This is a genomic window from Amycolatopsis coloradensis (genome assembly GCF_001953865.1).
GTDB classification, from domain to species: domain Bacteria; phylum Actinomycetota; class Actinomycetes; order Mycobacteriales; family Pseudonocardiaceae; genus Amycolatopsis; species Amycolatopsis coloradensis.
The window spans coordinates 360,944-386,874 of record NZ_MQUQ01000004.1; the positions used below are offsets into that span (position 1 = coordinate 360,944).

General features: G+C 70.1%; 18 protein-coding genes. 1 reads left to right on the forward strand and 17 read right to left on the reverse strand.

Going from position 1 to position 25,931, the window contains the following annotated elements:
- Positions 1–10: 10 nt before the first annotated feature.
- The 8 genes from BS329_RS08795 to BS329_RS08830 form a co-directional block, all read right to left on the reverse strand.
- Positions 11–424, reverse strand: a complete 414-nt coding sequence (locus BS329_RS08795) for an acyl-CoA thioesterase (RefSeq protein ID WP_076157785.1) — start codon at positions 422–424, stop codon at positions 11–13.
- Entirely contained in the window at positions 424–5,895 is a 5,472-nt protein-coding gene (locus BS329_RS08800; RefSeq protein ID WP_076157787.1) for a type I polyketide synthase, read from the reverse strand. Before BS329_RS08800 ends, BS329_RS08795 begins: the two co-directional genes overlap by 1 nt.
- Complete coding sequence (locus tag BS329_RS08805) at positions 5,892–6,878, reverse strand: RnfABCDGE type electron transport complex subunit D (protein WP_208619179.1); 987 nt, start codon at positions 6,876–6,878, stop codon at positions 5,892–5,894. The genes BS329_RS08800 and BS329_RS08805 overlap by 4 nt, the downstream gene beginning before the upstream one ends.
- Positions 6,875–8,773 carry an FG-GAP repeat domain-containing protein gene (locus BS329_RS08810; RefSeq protein ID WP_076157790.1) on the reverse strand — a complete coding sequence of 633 codons (1,899 nt, stop codon included), beginning with the start codon at positions 8,771–8,773 and terminating at the stop codon, positions 6,875–6,877. Before BS329_RS08810 ends, BS329_RS08805 begins: the two co-directional genes overlap by 4 nt.
- Before the next feature lie 31 nt (positions 8,774–8,804).
- On the reverse strand, positions 8,805–9,755 hold the full coding sequence (locus BS329_RS08815; protein WP_341866324.1) for a DUF1702 family protein: 951 nt from the start codon (positions 9,753–9,755) through the stop codon (positions 8,805–8,807).
- 571 nt (positions 9,756–10,326) lie between these two features.
- Entirely contained in the window at positions 10,327–10,839 is a 513-nt protein-coding gene (locus tag BS329_RS08820) for a VOC family protein (RefSeq protein WP_076157795.1), read from the reverse strand.
- Entirely contained in the window at positions 10,836–11,189 is a 354-nt protein-coding gene (locus tag BS329_RS08825; RefSeq protein WP_076157798.1) for a PadR family transcriptional regulator, read from the reverse strand. The genes BS329_RS08820 and BS329_RS08825 overlap by 4 nt, the downstream gene beginning before the upstream one ends.
- Positions 11,190–11,193: 4 nt before the next feature.
- Positions 11,194–11,562: a VOC family protein gene (locus BS329_RS08830; protein ID WP_076157801.1), complete on the reverse strand. Its 369-nt coding sequence runs from the start codon at positions 11,560–11,562 to the stop codon at positions 11,194–11,196.
- Positions 11,563–11,634: 72 nt separating this feature from the next.
- On the opposite strand from BS329_RS08830, the gene BS329_RS08835 reads away from it, so the two are divergent.
- Positions 11,635–12,840 (forward strand): DNA glycosylase AlkZ-like family protein, encoded by a 1,206-nt coding sequence (locus tag BS329_RS08835; protein ID WP_076157803.1) that lies wholly within the window; start codon positions 11,635–11,637, stop codon positions 12,838–12,840.
- A 175-nt stretch (positions 12,841–13,015) separates the two neighbouring features.
- On the opposite strand, the gene BS329_RS08840 is transcribed toward BS329_RS08835, so the two are convergent.
- The 9 genes from BS329_RS08840 to BS329_RS08880 all read right to left on the reverse strand — a co-directional run bounded on the left by BS329_RS08840 (position 13,016) and on the right by BS329_RS08880 (position 25,931).
- Positions 13,016–13,393 (reverse strand): helix-turn-helix domain-containing protein, encoded by a 378-nt coding sequence (locus tag BS329_RS08840; RefSeq protein WP_076157806.1) that lies wholly within the window; start codon positions 13,391–13,393, stop codon positions 13,016–13,018.
- Positions 13,394–13,403: 10 nt separating this feature from the next.
- Positions 13,404–13,772, reverse strand: coding sequence for a VOC family protein (locus BS329_RS08845; RefSeq protein ID WP_076157809.1), 369 nt, complete (start codon positions 13,770–13,772; stop codon positions 13,404–13,406).
- 90 nt (positions 13,773–13,862) lie between these two features.
- Positions 13,863–14,558, reverse strand: a complete 696-nt coding sequence (locus tag BS329_RS08850) for an ester cyclase (RefSeq protein WP_143252927.1) — start codon at positions 14,556–14,558, stop codon at positions 13,863–13,865.
- 51 nt (positions 14,559–14,609) lie between these two features.
- A complete protein-coding gene (locus tag BS329_RS08855; RefSeq protein WP_076157814.1) occupies positions 14,610–15,599 on the reverse strand; it encodes an ester cyclase in 990 nt (329 codons plus the stop codon).
- Between the two features lie 207 nt (positions 15,600–15,806).
- Positions 15,807–17,195: a cytochrome P450 gene (locus tag BS329_RS08860; protein ID WP_076157816.1), complete on the reverse strand. Its 1,389-nt coding sequence runs from the start codon at positions 17,193–17,195 to the stop codon at positions 15,807–15,809.
- A gap of 167 nt (positions 17,196–17,362) precedes the next feature.
- Complete coding sequence (locus BS329_RS44105) at positions 17,363–18,121, reverse strand: VOC family protein (protein ID WP_076157819.1); 759 nt, start codon at positions 18,119–18,121, stop codon at positions 17,363–17,365.
- A 37-nt stretch (positions 18,122–18,158) separates the two neighbouring features.
- Complete coding sequence (locus tag BS329_RS08870; protein ID WP_076157822.1) at positions 18,159–21,092, reverse strand: type I polyketide synthase; 2,934 nt, start codon at positions 21,090–21,092, stop codon at positions 18,159–18,161.
- Complete coding sequence (locus BS329_RS08875) at positions 21,085–24,651, reverse strand: FkbM family methyltransferase (protein WP_076157824.1); 3,567 nt, start codon at positions 24,649–24,651, stop codon at positions 21,085–21,087. The genes BS329_RS08870 and BS329_RS08875 overlap by 8 nt, the downstream gene beginning before the upstream one ends.
- On the reverse strand, positions 24,648–25,931 hold the full coding sequence (locus BS329_RS08880) for a serine hydrolase domain-containing protein (RefSeq protein ID WP_076157827.1): 1,284 nt from the start codon (positions 25,929–25,931) through the stop codon (positions 24,648–24,650). Before BS329_RS08880 ends, BS329_RS08875 begins: the two co-directional genes overlap by 4 nt.

The window sequence follows — 25,931 nt, forward strand, 5'->3', positions numbered from 1 at the left end:
GGCCACGTCGTCAGCTGAAGTCCGCGAGCGCGTGCGCCAGTTCCGCCGGTATCCCGGCGGGCAGGACCCCGCCGTCCGCCCGGCGCATACAGGCGACCGTCTGGGTTCCGCGCGCGGCCAGCGTCGCACCGCGGCGGAATTCGAAACCCATCTCGATCCGGTTGCCGGAGGTGGCCCGCAGGGTCATTTCGACGCCGACCTCGTCGAGGGCGAAACACTCGGCGTAGAAGTCCATCGAGCAGGAGACGGTGACCATCACGAAGTCACCGGTGCGCAGCGACTTCAGCACACCCGGCGCGTGCTCGGCGAGGAAGAACTCCCGGCAGTGTCCTTGCCAGTGCAGGTAATGCGCGAAATACACATTGCCGACCAGGTTCGTCTCGTCCAGGGTCACCACGTGGTCGTGGCGATAGACCGCGGGCATCAGGGCCGCCCGATCGCGAGCGCGAGCACCACCGCGTCCCCGGTCTCCAGCACCCGCACCTTCGCGGTGAGCACCCGCGGCGCACCGGAACTCGCGACCACGATGCCGTCTTCGGTGACCTCGTCGATCCGCGACGGGGTGAGCGCGGACTCCCCGAGCGCCTCCCGAGAGGACCGCACCCTGGCCGCGGTCGTCTCGACGTCCTCGCCGAGCTTGTCCGCGAGCGACACGGCGAGTTCGCCGTCCACCGGGTCCTGGCCCACGGCGGTGCCCGTGACGGGGACGGCGGCCCAGCCGGTGCCCGGTGGTGGCGCGGCGAGCGCGATCGGGCTTCCCGCACCGGAATCGGTGCTCAGTTCCAGGCGGTCCTCGATCCCGCATTCGATCAGCCGCCGGGAAAGCCACGGGCCGATCAGCCGCACCGGCATCCCGTCCGGCCAGTCGCGGGTGCCCACCGCGCGCAGCCGCAGCGACCGCCACCCGGCGACCGCGAGCCCGTCGGGGCGGACGAGGCGGACGTCGAAACTGTATTCGCCGTCGGTATGCGCGAGCTCGGTCCCCAGTACGCGCAGTGGCCCGGACGGTTCGCGCCAGACGGTGAACTCCTCGGCCCCGATCGGCAGGGCGAGCCGGTGCGGAACGCAGGCGAGCAACGCGTGCAGGGTGGCGTCGTGCGCGGCGGGGTCGCCGAGCCACAACTGTCCACTGTGGAACTCCGAGAACCACGGGCCCGGCACGCCGTCGTTGAGCCACGCGTCGATCCCGAACGCCGACAGGTGCCGGTATCCGGCCACTCGGCGGAACCGTCCACTGTGGAAGAACAGTGGGCCGTACCACGGGCTGGTCCCGGTGATCGGCTCCGCGGCCTCGATCGGTGGCGGCGGCTCGGGTGCCTCGCGCACCACCGCCGAGAACCGCGGGGCGGCGAACCGGTCGGTGTCGTCGCGCAGTTCCACCGCGGTCCCGTCCGGCGCGGTCAGCGCGGCGACCCGGATGGTCCTGGCGGCCTTGGCGTCGATGGTGACCGGCACCCGGAATCGCGGTTCGGCCAGTGCGGACACGCCTTCGGGGTGCCCCGCCAGTGCGGCGGCCTGCCGCATCGCTTCCAGGCCGACCACGGCGGGCAGCACCGGCACGCCGTCGAGGCGGTGCTCGTCGAGGTACGGGTCCGCCCCCAGTGCGAGGTCGGCCTCCAGCACCGCCTCCACCCCGGGCACCCGTACGCGGGTCCGCTCCGCGAACCTCGGCGTGGAACCGGCGGGTGTTCCGGCGGACAGGGTCGGTGTCGCCGGGAACCGTGCGGTCAGCAGGACCGTGACCGGTGATCCGGGATCTTCGAGCACTCCGGCCATCGCCCGCACGCCCCGCTCCGGGGTGATCGGTTCGATCCCGAGCCTGCGCAGCCGGTCCAGCACGTCGAGCCGGACGCCCATGCCGATCTCGGACCAGACCGACCACTCCAGCAGATGCGCCCGACAGGACGGGTGGACGGCCGCCCATCGCTCCACTTCGACGCGGAGCCAGTCGTTGGCGACGCAGTATTCGGACTGCCCGGCAAGCCCCTGCCTGCCGATGATCGAGCCGAAACCGAGTATCAGCTTGAGTTCTTCACCGAACTCGGCGAGCAACCTCCGCAGACCGCCGGTCTTCGGCCGCAGGGTCGCCGCCAGCGACGCGGCGGTGACCTCGCTCATCCGGCGGGGCTCGTTCAGGCCCGCGCCGTGCAGCAGACCGCGCACCGGGCCAGGGCACCGCGCTTTCAGCGCACGCACCTGCTCGGCGTCGGCGACGTCGCAGCGTTCGTAGCGCGCCGTCACGCCTGCCCCGGCGCGCTCCAGTCCCGCCAGCACGTGCGGCGCGTCGGCCGGTGAGCGGCCGGTGAACACCAGTGTGCAGCCGGTCCGCTCGGCCAGTGCGATCGCGGCGTACGCGGTGATCCCGGAGACCCCGCCGGTGACCAGGCAGACGTCCGCCGCCGTCAGCGGTTCCGGTGCCCCGCTTCCCTGCCGCCGTGCGAACAGCGTGGCGCGGCGCACCGATCCGTCCCGTTCGCAACGGAGTTCCAGGTAGCGTTCCGGCGCCGCTCCCGTCAGCACGGCGGGATCCGGCCGGAAGTCCGGGTCCGGCAGTTCGGCGACGACCACCACACAGGACAGTTCGACCGCCGCGCTCCTGGCGATTCCCGCCGCCGCCGGGTGTCCACAATGGACCACGAGCAACCGCTCCGGCCCGGCGCCCGCGATCATCGCGAGCAGGTCCGCGATCTCGGCGGGACCGGCGTTCTCCGGCACTTCGACGGCGAGGCCGGGTTTGCCCGCCCCGCCGGACAGCTCGTGCAGCCAGTGCCCGGCGGTGGCACGCACCGTCCATCGCACCGGCCCGGTGTGCTCCGGCGTGAACGGTTCCCATCGCTGTTCGAACGGCCGCACCCAGTTCGCCACCCCGGCCACCGAATCGGTCTCCAGCGGGGCTTCCGGCAGGCCGGTCAGCTCCGCGGCCGCGTCCGCGACGGTCGCGGACGCCAGCGAAAGCGGCGTGTCCGGCGGGCGCTTGCCCAGCTCCGCCGCCACCGTGCTGACGATCTGCACCACCTGCAACGAGTTCAGGTGCAGATCCCCGAGCAGCGAACTGCCGGGGGTGATCGAACCGGCGGGCAGTTCGAGGACGGTGGCCAGATGCGCGGTCAGCACGGCGAGCGGATCCGTGCCGGTCTCGCCGGGAGTCACGGGCACCTCGTCCGGCACCGGTGTCATCGCTTCGATCTCCGGCGCGTCGACCCAGCCCGTCCGGTTCTCGCACGGGTTCACCACGAAGTCCGGTACCGCGTCCAGCGGCAGCGGCCGGTTCGCCCTGCCCGCGAACCACGGCTCCAGATCCGCACCGGCGCAGGCCGCCAGCACCGCGGTGGCGAACGCGTGCCGCGCGGGCTCACCGCCGGTGTCCATGCTCAGCACCGGCAGGCCCGCCGGTTCGGCGAGCCCGGTCAGCATCGTGCCCGGCCCGGCTTCCAGCAGCAGATCGCAGCGCCCGGCCAGTTCCGCGAGCGCACGGCTGAACAGCACCGGCCCGGTGAGCTGGCGGACGAGCAGGTCGCGCAGTTCGTCGCCGCCCGCGGTCACCCGGGTGCCGGTGATCGTGGAGAACACCGGACGGCCGGGCGCGAGCAACGGGAATCCCCGCAGGGCTCGGCGAAGTGGCTCCTCGCTCGCGCTCATGGCCGGACTGTGGAACCCGTGGGAGACCCGCAGTTCGCTCGCGGTCACGCCTTCCGCGCGCGCCCGGCGGAGTACCTCGGCGATATCCGGGCGGGGGCCGGAGACGACCACCTGGGCGGGCCCGTTGATCCCGGCGAGCACCACCGAGGTTCCCGCGAGCAGCGCCGTCGCACCGGATTCCGCGATGCCGAGACTGGCCATCGTGGTGCCCGCGGTGCCGTGTTCGGCCATGATCCGGCCGCGGGCGGCGGCGAGTTCCACCGCCGTTCCCGCCGGGCAGCAGTCCGCCCACCGCAGGGCCGTGAGCTCACCGAGGCTGTGCCCGACCGCGGCTTCCGCACGCACGCCGAGTTCGGCGAGCCAGGCCAGTGCGGCGAGGGACTGCCGGACGATCGCGGGCTGCGCCACACTCGTGTCCACAGTAGACACCGCCGTTCCGGTGGGCAGTCCCGGCACGCCGAGGTCCGCCGCCCAGCCGGGAAGTGCCACGCGGACCGGCGCGGCCTGCCCGGGGAACAGCAGCCCCAGCCGGGCCGCTCGCGCCGAACCGAGTGCGAAACCGCCGTGCCGATCGAACCGCGGTTCGCCGGACCAGCCCTCGGTCGCGGCCGACGCCGCCTTCGCGGCCGATGCCAGCTCGTCGGGATCACGCGCCACCAACGCCGCGCGCAGCTTGCCCGGCCCCGGGCCGTCCCGCCAGGCGGTGGCGGCGAGATCGCCGACCTCGGCAGTGCTCAGCGATCCGGCGCTCGCGGCCAGCGCGGTGAGCCGGGCGGAAAGGTCCGCCGGGCTCGTCGCGCCGAGCAGCACGATCTCGGTTTCCTCCCGCCGTGCCGACCAGCGGCGGGTCGCGGCGGACAGCCCGCCGTCCGAGCCACCGGGCGCGCCTCGCAGGACCACGTGCGCGTTGATCCCGCCGAAACCCATCGAGGAGACACCGGCGACGGGGATCTCGTCCGGCCACGGCTCGGCTTCGGCGAGCAGCCGCAGCGGCACGGAATCCGCGCGCAGCAACTCCTGCGGTCGTTCGCAGCCGGTGACCGGTGGCAGCACCCGGTGAAAGACGGACAATGCCGCCTTGATCAGCCCCGCCACCCCGGCCGCCGCCTTGGTGTGCCCGATGTTCGCCTTCACCGTGCTCAGCGCGGCAGGTGCCGCGCCGGTGCCGCGGACTTCGGTCAGTGCCTCGAGTTCCACGCGGTCGCCGACCTCGGTGCCGGTACCGTGCCCCTCGATCAGGCCCGCCGACTCCGGGGCCAGCCCGGCGGCCCGGTAGGCACGGCGCAGGGCGAGCACCTGCCCGGCCCGTTCCGGGCGACTGAGCCCACCCGAACCGTCCGAAGAGGACGCCCAGCCGGCGAGCCGCGCGTACTCGCGCAGCCCCCGCCGTTCGGCGTCTCCCGCCCGCATCAGCGCGATCACCCCGCAGCCCTCACCGGGCAGGAAACCGGTCGGCCGCTCGTCGTAGACCCGCATCCGGTCGGTGGCGAGCGCGCCGAGCCGGGAGAACCCGATTAGTTCCAGCGGATCGATCGACATGTCCACTCCGCCGGCGAGCGCGAAGTCCAGCTCACCGGCGGCCAGCGCGCGGGCCGCGGTCATCACCGCGAGGAGGCTGGACGAACAGGCACCGTCCACTGTGTACCCGGTGCCGTGCAGGTCGAAGTGGTTGCAGATCCGGCCCGCGATGGTGTTGGCCAGCGTCCCGGTGAGCATTTCCTCCCCCGGTTCGGGAAACGGCTGCTTGACCAGGTGTTCCATCCGGCGGAGCACGTCCCCGGACAACCCCGCCGGAGCACCCGCCTCCGCCAGCGCGGTCGCGGCGGCGTCGGCGAGGAACGGCCAGCGCAGCCGCAGGGTCGCCGCCCTGGTGAACTCACCGGTCAGTGAATTGCCGAGCACCACCCCCGCCGTGTCGCGGTCGAGCCCGTCGCCGCCGGGGAAACCGGCGTCGGCCAGCGCGTCGGCCGCGGTCTCCAGCGCGAGCCAGTGCGTCTGGTCGGCCGCGCGGTACAGCGGGCCGGGGATCCCGAACCGCCGCCGGTCGAACGCCCAGTCCCGCAGCACCCCGGCATGGGTCACGTAGGTGAGATCGGCGTCCGCCCGGTCACCGCGGTACCGGCGGGACAACCGGCACTCCGGGATGCGCCGGAACGCGCGGCGGCGGGCGAGCACGTTCTGCCAGAGCTGGGCGGGCGAGGTGGCGTCCGGGTACCGGCAGGCCATCCCGACGACCGCGATGGGCTCCCCGGTCACGACCCGGTCCCGGATCTGACCCGAGGCGCGTCCTTCGACGGCGTCGGCCGGTGCTCGCTCACCACCAGTACCAGCCCGCGCAGTACGCAGGTGATCACGAGCGCGAAGAACAGGCCGAACACCACGCCCGAAACCACCAGCACGCCGTAGATCAGTCCGGCGGAGGCACCGAAGATCGCTTGGTTGCGCGGTTTCGTCGGGGTGGTTCCCGGATCGGTGATCATGTAGTTGGTGTAGAGGATGAACGCGACCCCGGTGACCGGGAGCAGCGCGCCGATCAGCGCGTGGTCGAGCAGCAGCCACCGCAGCACCGCCTGCGCGGCGAAACCGCCGACCCAGCCCACTATCAGCGGGACCTTGCCGGTGAGCTTGGCGTTGAGCATCGTGCCGAGCATCAGGATGCCCAGCGGGATCAGCCAGTCCACCGTGCCGGTGACGAAGTTCGTGAAATGGTACGGCGGCGCGATCCCGACCCACGGGAAGATCAGCAGCACCACCACGATGCCCGAGTTCGACGGGTTCAGCACATGCCGCAGCTTTCCCCTGGACCGCACCCGGACCACGTACTTCGTCGCGTTGCCCACCACCACCGCCATCAGGTACGGCCAGACCGAGGCGTTGCCGTACAACAGCATCGCGCACGCCAGCGCGGTGATATGCGGCGGCAGCAGGAAAGTCACCATCGCGCTCGCACCACCGGCGTACTCGGGGGTCCGCCCGTACGCCCAGCTGTCCAGCCGCTCGAACAGCAGCGCGGTCGCGTAGCCGACCACGACCGCGAGCAGCGGGGTGATCGGAGCCTGCTCGAACCCGAGGACGAGATGGCCGACGACGGTGAACGCCGTGATCGACATCGCGAACCGGCGCAGTGCCTTGATCCGCTTGTCCGGGCCGGGATCCGGGACCGCCACGGTCGTCGGCGGCGCCGGGAGCGCCGGTGCCGTCGCGGCGGCGTTCCGCCGCGATTCGGTCGTGCTCGTCATTTCAGGACCGCCGTTCCGTTCGAGGTGAGCAGCACGGTGTGGTGACCGGGACGGAGTTCGATCTCGGCCCGATGGACGCCGGTGCCGTCCCGCCAGGTGATCGCGGCCCGCGCGGATCCGCCGCCGGGCAGCGCCAGATGCGCCTCACCGGCCGAGACGCCGGCGTGCCCGTTCGCCGGGAACAGCTGGGTCCGCAGCGTCCGGTCGCCGGAGAACGCCTCGATCCGCGCGCCGATCGCTGTCCGCTCGCCACCGGCCGCGCCGGGGACGACCAGCCGCAGGTCCGCCGCCTCCCGGCCGGACCGGCCGCTGTTGCGCAGCAGCAAGGAATCCTCCCACTGGTTGGCGACCAGTGCGTCAAGCCTGCCGTCGCCGTCCACGTCACCGAAGGCGAACCCGCGGGTGTTGTACGGCGCGCCGATGCCGATCTGAGCGGCGAGGTCGGTGTACCGGCCGTCGCCTGTCCTGGCGTAGAACGGGTTCGTCTGGTGCCCTGACAGGTCGTCGCCGAGCACGAACTTCGGCCACGCCTGCGGGTACTTGAGCAGCTGATCGTTGCCCATCGCGAGTTCCTGCAGTTCCGGCCACCGATTTCGGTTGCCCTTGAGGAAACCTGTCGCCTGCATGAGCTGGTCGACGCCGGAGTTGTCGAAGTCGCCCGCCTTGATGTCCCACGCCCAGCCGCTCCTCGCCAGGCCGAGGTCCTCGCTGCGCTCGCCGTAGGGCAGTTTGCCCGCGGCGAGGTCGGCGCCGGTCCCGGTGGGCACGAAGGCGAAGTTGCTCTCGTGCAGCGCGTACGGCGTGGTGATGTTGCTGACCGCGATCATCGGCAGCGGGTCGCCGTCGGGATAGGTGAAGGTGACCCCCATGCCCTTGAAGGAATCGTGCCCGAGCACCGCCGAACGCGGGGTGAGCAGATCGCGGTCGCCGTCGACCTCGGCCAGCCGGACCCTTCCGGGCACAGAGCTGTTGAGCAGCAACTGATCCGGGCCGAAGTCGTTGGCGACGTACATCTCCGGCAGGCTGTCGCCGGTGAGGTCCTGCAGTCCGAACGCGAGGGTCCACGACCGCGCCGAATCGTCCGGGAACGCGGTGCTGGCGTCGGTGATCACCGGCAGCGTGGCCGGTGCGCCCGACGGCCTGGTCAGCAGCAGCCGGTTCACCCCGGCGTTGCGCGCCTTGCCCATCGAGTCCTGCATGTACATCCGGCCGTCGGACCCCTCGGCCGGGTCGAGCACCTTGGCACCGTCCGGGAAGTAGTTTCCCACCAGTACGTCGAGGTGCCCGTCGCCGTCGACGTCGCCGAGATTCAGCGCGGTGGAGTTCCACACCTGCATGGGCGAGACCAGTTCCACCGGCCGGAAGTTCGCCGCCGCGGGCGGGGTCCCCGGCGCCGCCGAGTTCAGGAACAGCACCGGTGACCGGCCCCAGTAGTACACCAGGAGGTCCTGGCGGCCGTCCTCGTCCAGATCGGACGGCACGCAGCCCATCGGGGCCATCGTCTCGTCGTAGGCCAGTGGACGCGGGTCCAGCGTGAACTTCGGATAAGCCTGCCCGCCCGCGTCCGGCACCGGCGCCACGGTGACCGAGTCGTCGCGCGGGTCGACGAGGCAGAAGTCGGCGGAGCGCTCGAGGCCACGCAGATCGGCCAGCGCCACCGCCGCCCCGACCGCGGAGATCCAGGCGCGGATGGGTTCCAGGTCCGGTTGCACCCGACGTTGCTGCCGCGCGCCCGGCGGCGTGGAGTTCAGCGGGACCTGGTGGAAGGCGAACCCGCCGGCCGTCGAACGGGTCTCCGCCGCGCTCGGTCCCGGCCTCGCGGTGAAGATCCCCGCGATGAGACAGAGCAGGAGCGCGACCGCCACCGGGACCACCCTGCGCCACGGCTTGGGCATGTCGAATACCTCTCCCGCCCGGAAAATCGGCTCAGAACCGCCGCTCGGCCAGTTCTCGCAACCGGGCTTTCCATTCGGTGTACGCGGACAATTCGGTGGATCCGGTGAGGCCGTGTGCCGCCTCGTCCGTCCACCAGGAGATTTCCTCCGGCGTGGCGGAGAACAGTTGCTCGCACACCCGTCCGGTGTGCTCCGGCACGATCCGTGCCCGGTACCTCGCGGCACCGGCGAACAGCACGCCCTGCCCGAAATGTGGGGCGTACGGCCCGCTGGACCGCACCAGTTCCGCGACCGCGCCGGGCCCGGCGCAACCCGCGTAACACGCGGCGAGGCCGATTCCCGACCAGAGCGGGCCGCGGGCGGATTCGGGCATTCTGGCGATCACCCTCGCGACTCCCACCGGATCCGCCGCCTGGGTGAACCACAGCGCACGGCCGCAGCCGGCGATCCTCGCCTGCCGGTGTTCGCTCGGCCGCCGGTGGCATCGCCGCCACAACGCGCGGAGGCCACCAAAGTACGTTTCCGCGAACCCGGCTCCGTCCAGGGCGAGCCATCGGAGCAGCGGAGTGGCCGGGACGGCCACCGGCAGGGGCAGCCTCGTCGGCACCAGCGCCCAGCCGTGGCCGACATGGATCAGGTGCGTGTAGTCGTCCCCCGGCCCGCTGAGAAGGCGCGCGAGCGCGCCACCCCTGCCGAGCGCGGCGAGGTCGTGCAGTGCCGCGAACATCCCGGCGCCCTCATAGGCGAATCCTCGTTCGGCATCCGGAATCTCCGCCAGCGCCGAATGCACGTAGCGCGATTTCGCCGCCACATTGAACCCGGTCAAGAAATAGCGCGCATGCTTTTCCAGTTCGGCACGTTCGCTTTCCCGATCCAGCCTGAATCCGCGCCGAGAGAAATCTGCCATTGTCAGGGGCAGCTGGAGTACACGCGTCACCGGTGGCGACCCGTCGGCCATTCTTGGACTATTGCCTGCCCACATCGTCACATGGCACCCCTGGCAGAGCGATGCGATACGCGAATATCGATGAACGCGAGCACATGTGAATTACGATGCCCCCGCAGTTGAACGCCCAAGGAAAGGCTTGCACAGCGAGCCGGACATGGTCAAACGGCTTCACCCAGGTGGCGCAAGACAGGAAAGTCCACAATGGATAAACATCGGGGTAATTCGGCGACGACTCGCCGGTATCCGTTGAAATATGTTTTCAGGTAATTCCGCGGAACTCCGATTCACCGGAGAACACGACGAGACCCGCACCGGCCGGGGTCCGCCGGACAGGGCACGGCGGAGCGGCCTCGCGAGCGGCGCGGTCACCGGTCAGCCTAGGACCGTGCCCGGCGCCGAACTTCTCCTGAATTGCGCACCGCTCTGTTCGATGAGCGTGTCGTCCATCTGATCACGTGTGTCGTCCATGACTTGCCACAGTGGGCTGAGGGGCAGTCTCGTAGTTGTGCTGGTGTGGACGACGCTCGTGATCAGATGGACGACACGTGTGTGTGAGCGGACGACACGCCCGGCAGGGAGTCCGAGCACGACTTGCAGGACAGCACTAGTCGCGCCGTTCGGTGGCGGCGGCGCCGTTCGGCGAGACCCCGGCGTTGTCCTCGGCCCACCGGTCGGCCCGCTCCTGCAACTCGGCGACCGAAGGGTCGGCCGCGCGCTGCGCCACCGACCAGCGATGCCCGAACGGGTCCTCGATCATCGCGTACCGGTCGCCCCAGAACGCTTCCTGCGGGGCCATCAGCTCTGTCGCTCCCTCGGCCAGCGCGGCGGCGAACACCGCGTCGACGTCGGCCACGTACAGGTGCAGCACCACCGAGGTGCCGCCGAGCGCGATCGGACCGCGCCCGGCGCCGTGCTCGGGGAACTCGTCGTGCAGCAACAGCCTGCCGCCGCCGACCAGCAGCTCGCAGTGCATCACCCGGCCGTCCGGGGCGTGGTTGCGCAGCAGCTCGTCGGCGCCGAACACCGCAGCGTAGAAGCGGACCGCCGCCGCCGTGTCCACGACGGTGAGCTGGGGCGTGACCCCGGCGAACTCCTCGTCAGCTGCCCAGCCGGTCATCGTTCGCCCCTCTCGTCGGAGCGGAGAACGGCTCGCGCCGTCTCGCTCGAGAGCAGGTTAGCGAGTCTTCTGGCCTCGTCGCGGACCGCCCGCGACCCCGTCGGGGTGATCCGGTAGCTCCGGCGGCGTTCGGCCCGGCGGTCCGCGCGGACCGCTTCCTCGTCCGTGCCGCTCTCCTCGACCATGCCGTCCACCCGCAGGCGCTGCAAGGTGCGGTAGAGCGTGCCGGGACCGAGCACCAGTGTGCCGCCGGTGAGGCGCTCGACGTCCGCGATGAGCCGGTAGCCGTGCTGCTCGCCCTCGGTCAGCGCGAGCAGCAGGGCGAAGGCCGCCGGGGTCAGCGGTGTCACGGGCTCATTCCTGGCTGATCAGGAACTCGTGACCGTCCGGGTCGGTCACCGTGACGAAGGTGCCGAAGTCCTGCGTCTCCGGTTCGGTCACCGGCACGCCCTTGCCGGACAGGTCCGCGTGCAGTGCCCGCACATCCGCGCACCGCAGGGTCACGTCGGCCGAGTCGCCGATCCGGTCCGTCTTGCCGAAGGCCTCCGCGTTGGCGAGGACGAACGCCGTCCCGCCGCCGCCGGGCGCCACCTCGAGCCACCGCCCCATACCTCCCATGTCCGAGTCCGTGGTCACGTCGAAACCGAGCTTGTCGACGTAGAACTGCTTGGACCGTTCCTGGTCCGTCACGTACAGCGCGACGGTGTTCAGCTTGGTGATCATGTCATCCTCCTGGGTCGGCCCGGCGGGACACTGAATGTATCCACTGCGGACCCAAAATGCCATAATGGCGGCATGACTGCTGAGATCTCTCTCGACAAGCTGCGCGCGTGGTGGTCCCACCGCCAGGGGCTCGACGGCTCGCTGACCGGCTCCTCGCCGGAGGAGGTGCTCAGCCGCGCCGGCTGGGCTCGCTCGGTGGGCGGATGCAGCCCATACCTGGGGTTCTTCGCCCGCGCCGGACTCGACCGCGAGGTCGTGGACAAGGCCGTCGCGAACCTCGACGTGCACGAACTCCCGTCCGCGCGCGGCTGTACCTACATCCTGCCGAAAGAGGACTTCGCCCTCGGGCTGACCGTGGGTTCGGGCGCGCCGGAGGGCGAACTCGCGGCGGCGGGCAAACATCTCGGCGTCACCACCAAGGAAATCAACCGATTGTGTGACAGCGTCGTCTCGGCGCTCGAGTCCGCGTCGGAGCCGCTCGACGCGGCCGGGCTGCGCGACGTCGTCGGCGAGGAGATCCGCAATCTCGGCGCCGAGGGCAAAAAACGCGGTCAGACCACGACACTGCCGCTCGCGCTCGGCCTGCTCCAGTCGCGCGGCCGGATCCGCCGGGTGCCGGTGAACGGCAGGCTCGACCAGCAGCGATTCGGCTACGTGCCGTGGACGCCGTCTCCGCTCGACGGCGACGGACCGGACATGGACACCCAGCGCACCGAACTCGCCAGGCGGTACTTCTCCTGGGCCGCACCCGCTTCGCTAAAGCACTTCCGCTGGTTCTCCGGGCTCACCGCGGCGGCCGCGAAGAAAGCGATCGAGCCGCTGGACCTGGAGCCGGTCGGCGACACCGACCTGCTGCTGCCCGCCGAATTCTCCGGCGAGTTCGAGAAGTTCACCGTGCCCCGCAAACCGTCCTACGCGCTCGTCGCCGGAATCGACGGCATCCACCTGCTGCACCGCGAGCTGAGCAGGCTGCTGGACCCCGAGGACGCCGCGAGGCATTCCCCCGGCGGCAAACCGGGCCGGACGCTCGGCGACGAGACCGACCCGCAGTGCCCGATCGTCGTCGACCGCGGCCGGGTGGTCGGGCTGTGGGAGTACGACGTCGACGCGGGCGAGATCGTCTGCCAGTCGTTCGTCAAACCCGACGCGGCGCTCAAGAAGGCGATCGCCGGCACCGAGAACTACGTCCGGGACCAGCTCGGCGACGCCAGGATGACCAGTCTGGACTCCCCCAAGAGCCGCGCTCCCCGCATCGCGGACCTTCGCGCGGCTGGTTAGGCCGTGACCCGCGGTCCTGAAGAACCCTTCCCAAGTACGTGAAGGACCCCTTCCTGTACCTAGGCGCAAGGAAGGACCCCTTCCTGTACTTTAAACGGGCAGGGGCGCCGGTACCGAGAGGATCGGGGTAGCGCGTGAGACGCGGAGAAGCGGTCGGTGAATCGAGAGACACGGCTTAGCTCGTCGGTGCCCTGGGATCGCGCGGCGTAGCGATGTACCAGGGCGCCCACGATCCACTGACCTCGGCGAAATGGCGCGCGCGGTACTCGGTGGGCGAGCAGCCGACGTACTTGTGGAACCGATCGCTGAAGGTGCCGGGACTGCGGTAACCGACACTGCGCCCGATCCGCTGCACCGGATACCTGCTGTGCCGCAGCAGGAACTGCGCCCACTCCATCCGGACGCGTTTGAGCACCCGTCCCGGCGTTTCGCCGTAACAGGCCGCGAATCGGCGGTTGAACTGGAAGCTGGACAGCTCGACGTCCGCGGCGAGCGAGGACACCAGCAGATCCGTCGCGTATTCGCGGTGCAGCCGTTCCCACGCGTGGCGCATCGCCGGCGTGTCAGGTGTTCTCGCGGAGTACGAAGACATTGTCGTCGGGGTCGAGGAAGGTGGCCATCACCCCGCCCGCCTGGCCGGACGGCTCCTCGGTGAACGTCACCCCTCGCGCGCGCAGCCCGGCGACGGCGGCCTCGATGTCCGCGCAGCCGAACACGATCCCGGTGAAGGTTCCGATCCGGTCGGTGAGATCGGGCGGGGTCCACAGGGTCACGCCCGTCGCCGCGCCGGGCGGGCCGACCTCGATCCAGCGCGCGCCGGGCCCCATCGGCTGGTCGGCCCGTACCTCGAACCCCAGCGCGCCGGTGTAGAAGTCCAGCGCCCGCTGCTGATCCCGGACGTAGACGGCGACCTTCAGCACGCTGGAGATCATGGTTTCCTCCCCGTCCGCAAGCTCACGGCCACGACGTGGGCCGTGTGACAACCCGGCCCACGTCGTGGCCGTGGAATCGCGAAAGCGGGGTCAGCTGGACGACCACCCACGCTCCGGGCGCAGGTAGTCCTCCGCCGCGGTGCTCACGTTTTCGGCGTCCGCCTCGGTCATTTTGACCGCCCACGGCACCTCGGGCCGCTTCACCGCGTCCGGCACGTCACGCTGGACGAAGGTGAGGTTGGTGCCGATCTCCTCGGCGGTGCGCAGGAAGTCGTAGATGCCCCAGTGCTCGGCGATCTTGCCGTCGCGGATCCGGACGATCTCCATCCCGGGGATGACGACCTCGCGGTTGGTCGGTGGCACGCCCATGAACTCGCCGTTGTGGTGGGCGTGCAGGTTGTACATCACACCGAGGAGGTCGCCCTCGCCGATGATCGCGATGTTGTCCTCCATCGGGTCCTCGAACGCCGAGGCCCATGCCGAAAACCGCATCTGCACGCCTTCGAACCCCGGCGGATCCCCTGGCATCGCGGCGTGGTCCACGAAATCCTCGGTCAGGTTCCGCGCCAGTGTCTCGGTGCTCCAGTCGTGGCCGTTGAACACTTCCTTCTGGAAGCGCAGCAGCACCTTCTTGTTCTCCTCGATCCTGGGCACGTCCAGTACCGCCTGCACGATCTCCTCGGCGCTCAGGTCCGCGCCCAGCAGCTCACGGAGCCGGTTCGCGGCCGCGTCCACTTCGGACTGATGCCTGCTCTGCTGCTCGGTGCCTTGCCTGGCGGAAGTCATCTTCACTCTCTCCTCATCTTGGGCCGGATCGGGCCTTTCCCGGTGAGCGCGCTATTCCAAGCCGTCGATGCCATAGCCATGCTCCTGGTGGTGCTCGCAGTAGATCTCGCCCGGCGGGGCGATCATGGCGCAGCGCCGCAAGGTGCCCTTCAGCAAAACCTGGCACTGGCGGCGTTTCACGTCGATCAGGGTCTTCAGCTCGGTCAGCTTCTGCGGGTCGGCGCCCGCCGCGACCGCGGCTTCGTACGCCCGCTGCGCCATGCTGCTGTCGAAGCCCTGCTGGGCACGGACCGCCATGATGTCCTCGGTGAGCGGCGCCATGATCTGATTGGCGAAGATGTCTTCGAACGGGTTGATGTGCCGGTGTTCCACGATGAGGCCGTCACGCACCTTGATCGCGTGGAGGGTGGGGATGGCGATCTGGTGGTCCTTCGGCGGCCTGCCGGCGAACTCCTCGTACTGGGTGCCCCGGCCGGTGATCAGCCCGACCACGGCCTCGTTGTCCGCGGAGACGATCTCGTTGATCACCATGAACCAGTCCGGGAACGAGCGGAACAGGCCGAGCAGCATCCTGGTGTGCGCCTTCGGGCTGATCGGGTCGTTGCCGAAGTAGGTCTTGCTGCGGAACTCGGTGGGGTGGAACAGCTTCTCCATGCCCTCGTAGTTCCGCGAGTTCTCGTACTCGATGTACTTGTAGAAGATGTCGATGTTCTGCTGTCGCAGGTCCTGGCTGACCGGGGACTGGGAAACCGTGATGGTCCCGTTGATCTGCCCCGAGACGGTGGCCAGGAACTGGTCGAAAAGCTGCTCCCGTGCCGGGGTCGGCAGCCGGGTGATCAGGGAAAGGTTTTCCCGCAGCGCGACGCCGAGGTCCTTGGGCTCCTCCCGCTCCGCGGTCGCGACGTCGGAGACGGGCCTGCCGTTGGTCGTGCCGGCACCGTTCGTCAGTCCGCCCGCGGACTCGAACCAGCGGCCCTGGAGTTCCTGGAGCGCGCTCTCGTCGGGCTGCTGGTCGTTCTCCGTGTGACTCGTCGCGCTCATGGGTACCCTCCCGGGAGTGGCAGCTTGGTGATCAGTCGCTCTGCCCGGGTCGCCGCCCGGGAACCAACCGTCGCCGCGGCAGGATCTTCCGGCCGAACCAACTCCATGGCGATTCGGTTCGACCGTGCGGAAAGTCTTGCCGCACCGTCGAAATCGATTCTTTCACCGGCTTCGTGGCGGTTACTTCTTCGGCGTTGCTGGGCGGCCTCAGCCGAGATCGACCATGGACCGGATCCCGCCGCGCGGATCGGTCCAGCCCGCGATCGGGCCGCCGGGCGCGCGCAGGAGCACCGGTAGCCCCCGCTTGGGCTGGGAGACCATCAGCCCGCCGCAGTCCACTCGCGACCCCGGCGCGATCTCGAACCGCCACCGCCGCAACAGGATCGCCAGGATCTGGCGCATCTCCATCGTCGCGAACCCCGAGCCGAGGCACATCCTGGGTCCGGCGGCGAAGGGCAGGTAGCCGTACGGTCCGGGATCGTTGTCCAGCCAGCGGTCGGGGACGAACCGGTCCGGGCGGGGATACAGTTCCGGCAACCGGTGGGTGATGTAGGAACTGAAGATCACGTGAGCGCCGGTGTCCAGCCGGTGCGGGCCGAGTTCCACCGTTGCCGAGGCGACCTTGCTCCACCACATCACCGGCGGCAGCAGCCGGAGACTCTCCTTGATCACCCTGTCCAGCAACGGAAGCTTCGGCGTCGAGCCCTCGGCGCCGTCGAGTTCGTCGATGACGTCGCCCAGGATCCCGGGGTGCGCGCAGAGCAGCAGCAGGGTCCAGGTCAGCGCGCTGGCGGTGGTGGCGTGCCCGGCCATGAACAGGAAGGTGGTCTGGCCGATCAGCTCGTCGTCGGACAGGCCGGTGCCGTCGTCGTCGTTGGCCTTGGTCAGCCGGGTGAGCACGTCCGTGCCGCCGGTCTGCCCGCCACGGCGGGCCTCGATCAGCCCGCGGACGGTGGCTTCGAGGCTCCCGGACAGCTTTGTCAGCCTGCGATAGGGAAAGCCGGGCAGATCGACCGGGACCGCGAGCGCGGGCACGGAGAACACGGTGTCCATCCAGTCTTGCAGGAGTGAGCTCGTGGCACGGCCTTCCCGCTCGGGTTCCAGCCCCAGCAGCGTCTTCACCGCCACCGCCATGGTGATCGCGCGCGTTTCGGCGAGCAGATCGACCTTCGCGCCGACCCGCCAGCCCTCGATCGCGCGCCGGGTGATGTCCGCGATGTCCGGCGCGTAGGCCTCGATATGCCGTCGCTGCAACGCCGATGCCATCAGCTTCCGCTGTCGCCGATGTTTCGCGCCGTTCATGTTCGTCAGCCCCGCGTAGAGCCGGCTGAGCGGCGAGTCCTCGGACATCCGGACCGGCGTCGACGCCGCGTCGATGTTCTGGAACAGTTCGCTGTCACGGAGCACGATCTGGTTGTAGCGCGGCGAAAACACGAAGACGTAGTCCGTCGTCCCGCGCGCGAGCGACGCGATCTCCCCGTACTGGCCGTGCAGTCGCCGCAGATACTTCACCGCGTCGAAGGCGAAGACGGCGAAGTTCCCACGGACGCCGACCAGAGGCAGAGCCCGCGGGCCGGGAATGACAGTGGTCGTCACCCCCGAACGGTGTCACCCCGGTCACCCTCGCACCTTCTCCGGTCTTGCTGGGCGACTGGCGAGGCGGGGAAGTACATGAAGGCCCCCTTCCTTGCGCCTGGCGCAAGGAAGGGGGCCTTCATGTACTTCAAAGCGACCAGACACGCCCTCCCTGCCATCTCCCTCGGCTACTTAGCGGGGCGGGTGATGACGGCGAACCGCGCACCGGCGGGGTCGGTGAGGACCGCCATGCGGCCGAACGGGGAATCCTCCGGCTTTTCGACCACCGTGCCGCCGTGCTCGGTAGCTACGCGAACAGCGGCGTCGGTGTCTTCGACCTGGAAGTACACCAGCCAGGCCGCGTGCCCCTTCTTCGGCCTGCCTTCGTGGCTGTAGCCGAGGATCCCGGCGACTTCCGTTCCGTCGGCGCGCAGCTGGACGTAGCTGTACTTGGGGAACGGCCGTTGGGCTTCGAGGCCGAACACGGTAGCGAAGAACTTCCCCGCCGCCTTGGTGTCCTTGCTCGACGCCTCCGCCCAGCAGGGCGCGCCCGCTTCGTTCACCAGCTCGCTGCCGTCGAAGGAATCGCCCTGCCACAAGCCGAAGTATCCACCGGTGGGATCGGCGACGATGGCCATCGTGCCGCCGGGGACGTCGTGCGGTTCCTTGATCACCTCGCCACCGGCGGCTTCCACGGCGCGCGCGGTGGCGGCGGTGTCCCGGGTGGCGAGGTAGATGTTCCAGTGGGAGTCGTCCTCCGGTTCTCCGGTGCTGATCGCCGCGACCGCCTTGCCGCGGATCGTGGCCCGGTGATACCGCCACTCGCTGTCCTCGAACTCCCAGCCGAGCAGGTGCCGGTAGAACGCGTGCACCGGTTCCGGCTCGCGAACGGTCATATCGAACCAGCACGGCCTTCCGGGCGCGTAGGGTTCGGTCACTTCGCTCATCTGCGGGCTCCTCGTGGAGACGGTGGTGGTGCCTGTCCTATTCTGCCGCCGGAGCGCGCCCCGGCACACGATCCGGCGCCCGGTCACCCGATTGTGCGCGTACCGCGTCGACGCAGTCCGCGAGCCCGGCCACGGTGGGGGATTCGATCAGGGTGAGCAGCGAGAGTTCGGTTCGGAAGCGCGCGTTGACCCGTTTGATCACCTCGGCGACGAGCAGCGAGCTGCCGCCCAGTGCGAAGAAGTCGTCGTGCACGGACAGCCGCGGCACGCCGAGCGCCTCCCTCCAGATCGCGGCGACCACCCGTTCGGTCTCGGTGCCCGGCCCCGGAAAGTCCATAGTGGACCCTCTGGACACAGTTCGCCCGGAACCGCGGGGACGGCGGGGACGGCCACGTTTGGCGTACCAGTGCCGTTCGCCCTCGAACGGATAGGTCGGCAGCGGTATCCGGCGCCGGTCTTCCCGCGCGGCGAAGCCCGCCCAGTCGATCTCCACCCCGGCCCGCCAGAGCCCGCCGAGCGCGTCGAGCAGCGCGGGCTGCCCCGAAGCCGGGTGCAGTGACGACACGGCCGGCCGGTCCGTCCGCGCCCGGACGAAGCTGCTCAGTGTCCGGCCGGGCCCGACCTCCAGGCACACCCGGCCGGGGTGGTCGAGCAGGGCCGTCACGCAGTCCGCGAACCGCACGGTGCCCCGCAGCTGCCGTCCCCAGTACGCCGGGTCGGTCGCCTGCTCGTCGGTGATCCAGGTGCCGGTGAGGTTCGACAAGAACGGGATCGACGGCGCGGACAGCCGCACCCCGGCGAAATATCGTTCGTACGGAGCCACGATCGGGTCGAACAGCCGGGAGTGCCCGGCCGTACTCAGCGGAATCCTGGTGGAGGTGACGTCACGTGCCGCCAGCCGGGACTCCAGGTCGTCGATCAGCTTCGCCGCGCCGGACACGACACAGATGCCGGGGGTGTTCACCGCGGCGAGATCGAGACGCTCCCCCATGAGCGCGCGGGTCTCGGGCTCCGGCAGTGCCACGCTGAGCATCGCGCCGGGCGCGGTGCTCTGTACCAGCCTCGCCCTGGTCAGCACCGCTCCGAGCGCGTCGGGGAAATCGAGTACCCCCGCGAGATGGGCCGCGGTCAGCTCGCCGAGGCTGTGCCCCAGTATCGCGGCCGGGCGCACCCCCCAGGACCGCCATGTCCCGGCGAGCGCGTCTTCGACCAGGAACAGCGCGGGCAGCTGGGTCAACGGCCGGTCGGAGATCCGCTCGCCACCGAGCAGCGCGCCGGACAGGTCGGGCCCGCCCAGCGCGGCGAGTTCGGCGAGGCCGCTTTCCAGGCGTTCCCGGAACAGCGGTTCGGCGGCGGCCAGCTCGGCGACGAGACCCGGCTTGCCCGCGCTCCCACCGCCGGGGAACAGGAACGCGACCGGCCGGGTCTCCGGTGGTGTCCGGCTCACGCGGGGCGCCTCGCGCAGCGCGGTGACCGCCTCGGCCCGGTCACGGCAGACGACGGTCCGCCGGTACGCGCCGGGTTCGCGGCCGATCTGCAGGGTGTACGCGGCATCGGCGAGCTCGATTTCGGTGTCCAGCCGCGTGACGAGGTTCGCGGTCAGCGTCTCCAGCGCGGAAGGGGTCGCGGCCGAGAGAGCCAGCAGCTGGTACGGCCTGGAGGGTCGTGGCGGTGGGCTCGGCGGGGCCTGTTCCACCACGAGGTGCGCGTTCGTGCCCCCGATCCCGAGCGAGCTGATCCCGGCCCGGCGCGGCCCCTCCGCTGACAGCCACCGGGTGCGCTCCGCGTTGACATGGAACGGAGTGGCCGCGAAGTCGATCCGCGGGTTCGGCCGCCGGTAGTGCAGGCTTGGCGGGAGTGTTTCGTGTTCGAGGGAGAGGATCGTCTTGATCAGGCCCGCGATCCCGGCGGCCGCGTCGAGGTGCCCCAGGTTCGTCTTCACCGAACCGATCGCGCAGTAGCCGGTGCGCCGGGTGCCGCGCTGGAACGCCGCGGTCAGCGCGGCGATCTCGATCGGATCGCCCAGCGCGGTCCCGGTGCCGTGAGCCTCCACATAGGACACTGTCGACGGATCGACTTCGGCGTGCGCCAAGGCCTCGGCGATCACCTCCGCCTGTCCGGTGACGCTCGGCGCGGTGTAGTCCACCTTGGCGAACCCGTCGTTGTTCACCGCCGAGCCCTTGATCACCGCGCGTACGGTGTCACCGTCGGCCAGCGCGTCCGCCAGCGGTTTGAGGACCACCGCTCCCGCGCCACTGCCGAACAGGGTGCCGCCGGCGTCCGCGTCGAAGGCCCGGCAGTGCCCGTCGGGTGAGAGCACCCCGCCGGTTTCGTGCCGGTAGCCCGCCCGCTGCGGGACCTTCACCGACACTCCCCCGGCCAGCGCGAGTTCGCATTCGCCGGTGAGCAGGCTCTGGCAGGCGAGGTGCACGGCCACCAGCGAGGTGGAACACGCGGTCTGCACGGACATGCTCGGCCCGGTGAGCCCGAGTTTGTACGACACCCTGGTGGCCAGGTAGTCCTTGTCGTTGGCGATCAGGGTGAGCAGGTAGTCGTCCCGCAGCCGGTCCGCGACACCGCTGTGCAGCAGATAGGTGTTCAAGGCCGAACCGGCGAAAACCCCGATCGCGCCGGGGAACCGGCTCGGCGCGTAGCCCGCGTCCTCCACCGCGGTCCACGCGCATTCGAGGAACACCCGCTGCTGGGGATCGAGTGCCGCGGCCTCCCTTGGCGAATAACCGAAGAAGGCGGCGTCGAACCGGTCGTAAGCGTCGAGCAACGGCGCCGCGCGGACGTATCCCGGCCGGGTCCGCTCGCGCCATCCGACCCCGGCGGACCGCAGGTCGCGGTTGGTGAGTTCGGTGACCGATTCCACGCCTGCCTCGAGATTCGCCCAGAATTCCGCGCTGCCCTTGGCACCGGGGAACCGGCAGGCGAGGCCGATCACCGCGATCTCGTGGCCGTTATCCATGACGCCTCCGGGCTCGCCGGGGCATCTCGCGCCTGCGCGCGCCCCGGCGCTGACCTGAGGTACCGACGGGCTCCGCGTCCTGCACACCCGGCCGGAGCAGCGCGGCCATCGTGCGGATGGTCGGCCGTTCGAACAGGCTGGTCGGAGGCAGCGCGGTGCCCGCCAGTTCGTCGAGCCCGGTCATCAGCCGGACACCGAGTACCGAACTGCCGCCGAGGTCGAAGAAATTGTCGTCCACCCCGACCTCGCGCAGCCCGAGCACCTTCCGCCACAGCACGGCGAGTTCGCGCTCCACGTCGTCGTCCGGGCCGCGGAACGCGTTCGGCAGCGACGGTCTCGACCGCAGGTTGGCCCGGCGCACCGCGGCGAGGATGTCCTCGGGCTTCCGCAGTTCCGTCGCGACCCGCTGGTACCAGGTGGACGGCAGGCCGCCGGACACGGTCCGGGGCGTCCGCGGGACCGGTGGCGGGACGGAGGACGGCTGGAACTCCACCCGGGAAGCCGTTTCGGCCGCGATGGTGAAGTGCCCATCGGTGACTTCTTCGAGAAAGCGACGAGCGGGCTCATTGCGCCCGGTCGGGGTGAACGGCAGTTCGATCCGGGCGAGCCCCCGGCGCGACGCGGACTCCCCCAGCGCGGCCAGTATCCGATGTTCCACGCCGCGCCCGAGTGCCCGGCAGCTGAGCAGAAACGTGTCCACCCGCAAGGATTCCCGCCCGGCTGCCGCGAGAACGACCCCGACCAGTCCGTAGTCGCCGAACCGGTCCGCGACCCGGACGGTGTGGCAGTCCAGCTCGCCCGTGCCGAGCAGTTCCCGCAGCTCTGCCTCGGTGCGGCGGATCGCGGTGGTGGTGAACTGGTTGGTGCGCTGTGTGAGCTGGGCGATCCGGGGCAGATCACGGTCGGCGTACGCGTCGACGCGCACCACGAGTTCCAGACTATCCATAAAGGACTCGAAGGTCAGCGCCCGCTCCCGCGCGGTACGCCGTCGCCGCTCCGCGAGATACCTGGCTGGGCGTTCCCGGTCCTCTTCGGTCGGCCGTGCCCGGTCGAAAGCCCAGACGTGCGCGAGAAACCCGGGGATCTCCTCGGCCTGTGCGGGCAGCTGGAGAGTCAAGACCTCGGGAAGGTTCGCGCGCACCTCCGCACACTCGACCGGATTGTCGTCCAGGAAGGCGAAGCTGTCCGTGCCGAGGCCGAGCTCGTCGGCGAGTCCGGTGATCCCCGCCGATTTCGGCTGCCAGCCCACCCTCCGCGCGACGATGTGCTCGTCCCGCACCGGCAGGTCGGTCCGCCGGTCGAAGACCGCTCGCACGTCCTCGTCGTTGTTCTTGCTGCACAGGCAGAGCAGGACCCCGTCCCGGTGTTGCGCGAGCGCGAACTCCTGCACGGCGGCTCTGGGCTGGATTCCGTCCGGTCCGTCCTCGCCGCAGTAGCCCGCCCACAGCGTTTGATCACAGTCGAGCGCGAGCGCCTTGACCGGCCGGTGCGCGGACAGTTTGCGCGCGATCATCGTGCCCAGTGCCGCGAAGTAGGCGGGCCGGTAGGGAATGTGCCCGAGCCTCTCGGCGCCGGGATCGTCGGGATCGGCCACCGGGTAGGCCCGCGCCAGTTCGCCGGTGGTGATCAGTTCGACACCGGGAAGCCCGGCGAGCCCCTCGGCCAGCCGCCGCTCCACGCGGTCCGGTACGGGGCCCCGGGCGTTGGCCGAAGGAGGACAAAGTACTACCAGGCAAGGCAGGTCCGCACCGCGCACCGCTTCGATGAACTCATCGGTCACTCGGTCGAGGTCGACGGTGTGCGTCTTGCCCGGCCGGCGCGCGAAGACACCGGCGAATCCGGTGCCGAGCAACAGTTCGTCGTCACGATCCACGACGACCTGGAAACCCCTGTCACGCAACAGGCTCGCGATCCGGTCCGCGCCGCCGGGATCGTGCGCCTCCAGTACCACTTGGCGGATTCGGGGCCACTGCTCGTCGCCGATCCCGGCCAGGATGTCCTCCTCGCTGCCCTCGGCGTCGATCTTGAGCAGGTCCACGCGTTCGACGCCTTGCTCGGCGAACACCGCGGACAGCGTCCGTACCCGCCTCGGCAGGACGTCGGCGGCCAGCCGGTCACGAGTGAGGTGCTCCACGAGTTCGGCGGAGTCGTTCCGGAGTACGTTCGCGACGACGGCGGTCACCGCGGCGTGGTCACGTTCGGCGTCCGCGGCGAACCCGGAAAAAGCGGGTGAACGCGAATAGCTCGTGAACGGGAGTTCGCCGTCGGTGGCGGCGATCCCGTAGTCGAAGATCCTTGTCTCGGAGGCGTACAGCGTGGTGTTGCGGCGCAGGGCCTCGAACGCCGGCGGGTTCGGTTCGAAGGCGTACACGTCGGCGCCGGGGCAGCGACTCCGTGCAAACAGGCTGAACAGCCCGATGTTCGCTCCCACGTCGAAGACGGTGTCGCCGTCGCGCAGCTCGATACCGTGCCGTAGATAGGACTGCCGGGTGAAGATCTCCTCATAGAGGTAGTCGGTCTCGTACGGCGCCAGGTGCGCGACATCACCGATCCCGGGTAGCCGGTGCCTCAGGGAATCCGCCAGTATCGAGTCCTGCGTTGCCGAGTCCACTTCGGACACGAGTGGCGCGATGGGGGAAAGCCAGTCTTGAGGCCGGATCAGCAGCACGTTCGCGCCGTCGCGGTTGCCGGACAGCAGACTTCCGGGGTCGAGAAGTTCCTGGAACACCTGCTGGTACCCGGCGAATTCGACGGACACCGGGACACCGAGCTGATCCGCCCAGAAGGACAGCGTCTCCTCGACGGGCTCGGCCGTGAACGTCGCGGCGACCGCGATCCTCAGCGGCGACGGCTCCAGGAATCGCAGACGCGCGGCGAAGATCTCGGCGACGACCCGACCGTCCGAATCGGACAGCAGCATGTCCCCGACGAGTTCATCGCCGCGCTCCCGGAACCTGACGTGGACCGTGCCCGTCCGGTCCGGCGAACGGTGCAGGACCAGCCGATCCCACCCCGCCAGCACCACGGTCCGCCTGGCCGAGGCGGCCAGCAGTTGCATCGCGGTGTCGAGTACCACCGGATGCAGGACGTGCCCGTCGAGCGGCACCGGGATCCGCAGTTCGGCGGTGGCGACCCCTTCCCCCACCCGGAACCGGTCGATCCCCCGGAACGCGGGGCCGTAATCGTTCCCGGCCTTCCGCAGGGCGGCGTACAGATCCGCACCGGGAGAATCTTTCCCGGGGTCCGGGGGTTCCCATTCACCGGCGGGAAGCGCGCCGCGACGGATCCGGCCACTCGCGTACCGGACCCCGTCGTCGCCGGTCGCGGTGAACTCCCGCCAGCCGTCGACAGGCGGCCCGAGCGTGGTGTTCAGCACCTTCGTGCCCTCCGCCGGAACCACGAACACCCGGTCGAACCGGATATCGTCCACAATGGACGGCACGGGGGTGTCGAACGCGCTCAGCGCCAGGTCCAGGTACACCGCACCGGGCAGCACGAGTGTTCCCTGGACCCGATGATCGGCCAGGTACGGGAACTCCGTGAGCCCGAGCCGGGTCATCGGCTGCCGGTCCTGGCGTCACCCACCGCCGGGACGAAGACGCGGAAGATGACCTTCAGCCCGGCACCCATGTTCGGGGTGGTGGCGATGTTCGGCAGGCGCTGGCTGAAGAACACGCCGAGCAGCGGATCGGCCGAGTTCAGTTCCAGCCAGCAGTAGGTCATCTTGCTGCCGAGGTGCTCCAGGGTGCCGGAACCCTGCCCGTACGGGGTGTTCGCGGAGCGGTAGCCGAAGCCCATGGTGTGCCCGAAACCGTGGTCGTCGACGAGCAGCTTCACGATCTCCGGCGACAGGATCCGCCGCTCTCCGGCGCGACCGCCGTCACGCAACACCCGCAGGAACGCGAGCAGGTCGCCGACGGTGGTCATCATCCCGCCGTCCGGGAAGACGAACCGCCAGCCCCGGCGGAACTTGTCCCAGACCCCGTCCGGGCCGGGCGCGACTTCGGGCGGCAGAGCGCCGTCGCGGGTGATCATGGTGATGTCGGCGATCCGTGCGCGCTGTTCTTCGGTGACCCCCTCGCCGATCCACGCGTCGAGTTCCGCGTCCCCGGTCGGCTGCGCGACGAAGAACGAGTCGGTCATCCCGAGCGGTTCGAACAACCGCCGTTTCAGGTAGACGTTGATCGACATGCCGGTCAGCGTCTCGGCGATCCGCGCCGCGATCACGTGGTTGATCGGGCTGTAGAAGTACTCCGCGCCAGGTTCCTTCACCGGCTCGTAGTACTCCATGAGCGCACCGCTCACCTGCTCCACGGTCAGCGTGCGGGACGGCCTCGGCCGCCCGTCGACAAAAAGGTATTCGTTGGTACCACCCGGATAGCAGGTCCATTCCGAGGTCGGCCCGAGGCGGGCGTCGGTGTCGGCGAACGACGGCGGCGGCCCGCCGGGGTCGTTGCACGGGGTCGCCGGGCCTGCGGTGTAGTGCTGGATCGTCGGCAGCCCCGAAGTGTGCTGAAGCAGGTGCCGGACCCGGATCTTCCGCTTCGACGGCGAAGAGCCGAAGGCACCCATCCCCGGCAGCCGCCACACCTCGGCCTCCACGTCGAGCAGGCCCACCTCCTCCAGCGCGAGCAGCACGGCGGTCGCGGTGAACGCCTTGCTCATGGTGCCGATCTCGCAGATGGTCCGCTCGGACCAGCCGTCGCCGATCGCGGCGATCAGCGGGCCGTCCGCCAGTGTCTCGACCCCCATCACCGCGCCCGGCAGGTTCCCCGGATCCGCGCGCCGCGTCTCGGCCACCCGCTCGACGGCCCGCGTCCACCACTCCGGACTGTTCAT

Excerpts from the sequence above, each read along its gene's own strand:
- BS329_RS08820 (WP_076157795.1), bottom strand. The coding sequence starts at position 10,839 with ATGACCGGCTGGGCAGCTGACGAGGAGTTCGCCGGGGTCACGCCCCAG.
- BS329_RS08850 (WP_143252927.1), bottom strand. The coding sequence starts at position 14,558 with ATGACTTCCGCCAGGCAAGGCACCGAGCAGCAGAGCAGGCATCAGTCC.
- BS329_RS08840 (WP_076157806.1), bottom strand. The coding sequence starts at position 13,393 with ATGCGCCACGCGTGGGAACGGCTGCACCGCGAATACGCGACGGATCTG.
- BS329_RS08880 (WP_076157827.1), bottom strand. The coding sequence starts at position 25,931 with ATGAACAGTCCGGAGTGGTGGACGCGGGCCGTCGAGCGGGTGGCCGAG.
- BS329_RS08815 (WP_341866324.1), bottom strand. The coding sequence starts at position 9,755 with ATGTGGGCAGGCAATAGTCCAAGAATGGCCGACGGGTCGCCACCGGTG.
- BS329_RS08835 (WP_076157803.1), top strand. The coding sequence starts at position 11,635 with ATGACTGCTGAGATCTCTCTCGACAAGCTGCGCGCGTGGTGGTCCCAC.
- BS329_RS08810 (WP_076157790.1), bottom strand. The coding sequence starts at position 8,773 with ATGCCCAAGCCGTGGCGCAGGGTGGTCCCGGTGGCGGTCGCGCTCCTG.
- BS329_RS44105 (WP_076157819.1), bottom strand. The coding sequence starts at position 18,121 with ATGAGCGAAGTGACCGAACCCTACGCGCCCGGAAGGCCGTGCTGGTTC.
- BS329_RS08845 (WP_076157809.1), bottom strand. The coding sequence starts at position 13,772 with ATGATCTCCAGCGTGCTGAAGGTCGCCGTCTACGTCCGGGATCAGCAG.
- BS329_RS08855 (WP_076157814.1), bottom strand. The coding sequence starts at position 15,599 with ATGAGCGCGACGAGTCACACGGAGAACGACCAGCAGCCCGACGAGAGC.
- BS329_RS08875 (WP_076157824.1), bottom strand. The coding sequence starts at position 24,651 with ATGACCCGGCTCGGGCTCACGGAGTTCCCGTACCTGGCCGATCATCGG.
- BS329_RS08830 (WP_076157801.1), bottom strand. The coding sequence starts at position 11,562 with ATGATCACCAAGCTGAACACCGTCGCGCTGTACGTGACGGACCAGGAA.
- BS329_RS08795 (WP_076157785.1), bottom strand. The coding sequence starts at position 424 with ATGCCCGCGGTCTATCGCCACGACCACGTGGTGACCCTGGACGAGACG.
- BS329_RS08870 (WP_076157822.1), bottom strand. The coding sequence starts at position 21,092 with ATGGATAACGGCCACGAGATCGCGGTGATCGGCCTCGCCTGCCGGTTC.
- BS329_RS08805 (WP_208619179.1), bottom strand. The coding sequence starts at position 6,878 with ATGACGAGCACGACCGAATCGCGGCGGAACGCCGCCGCGACGGCACCG.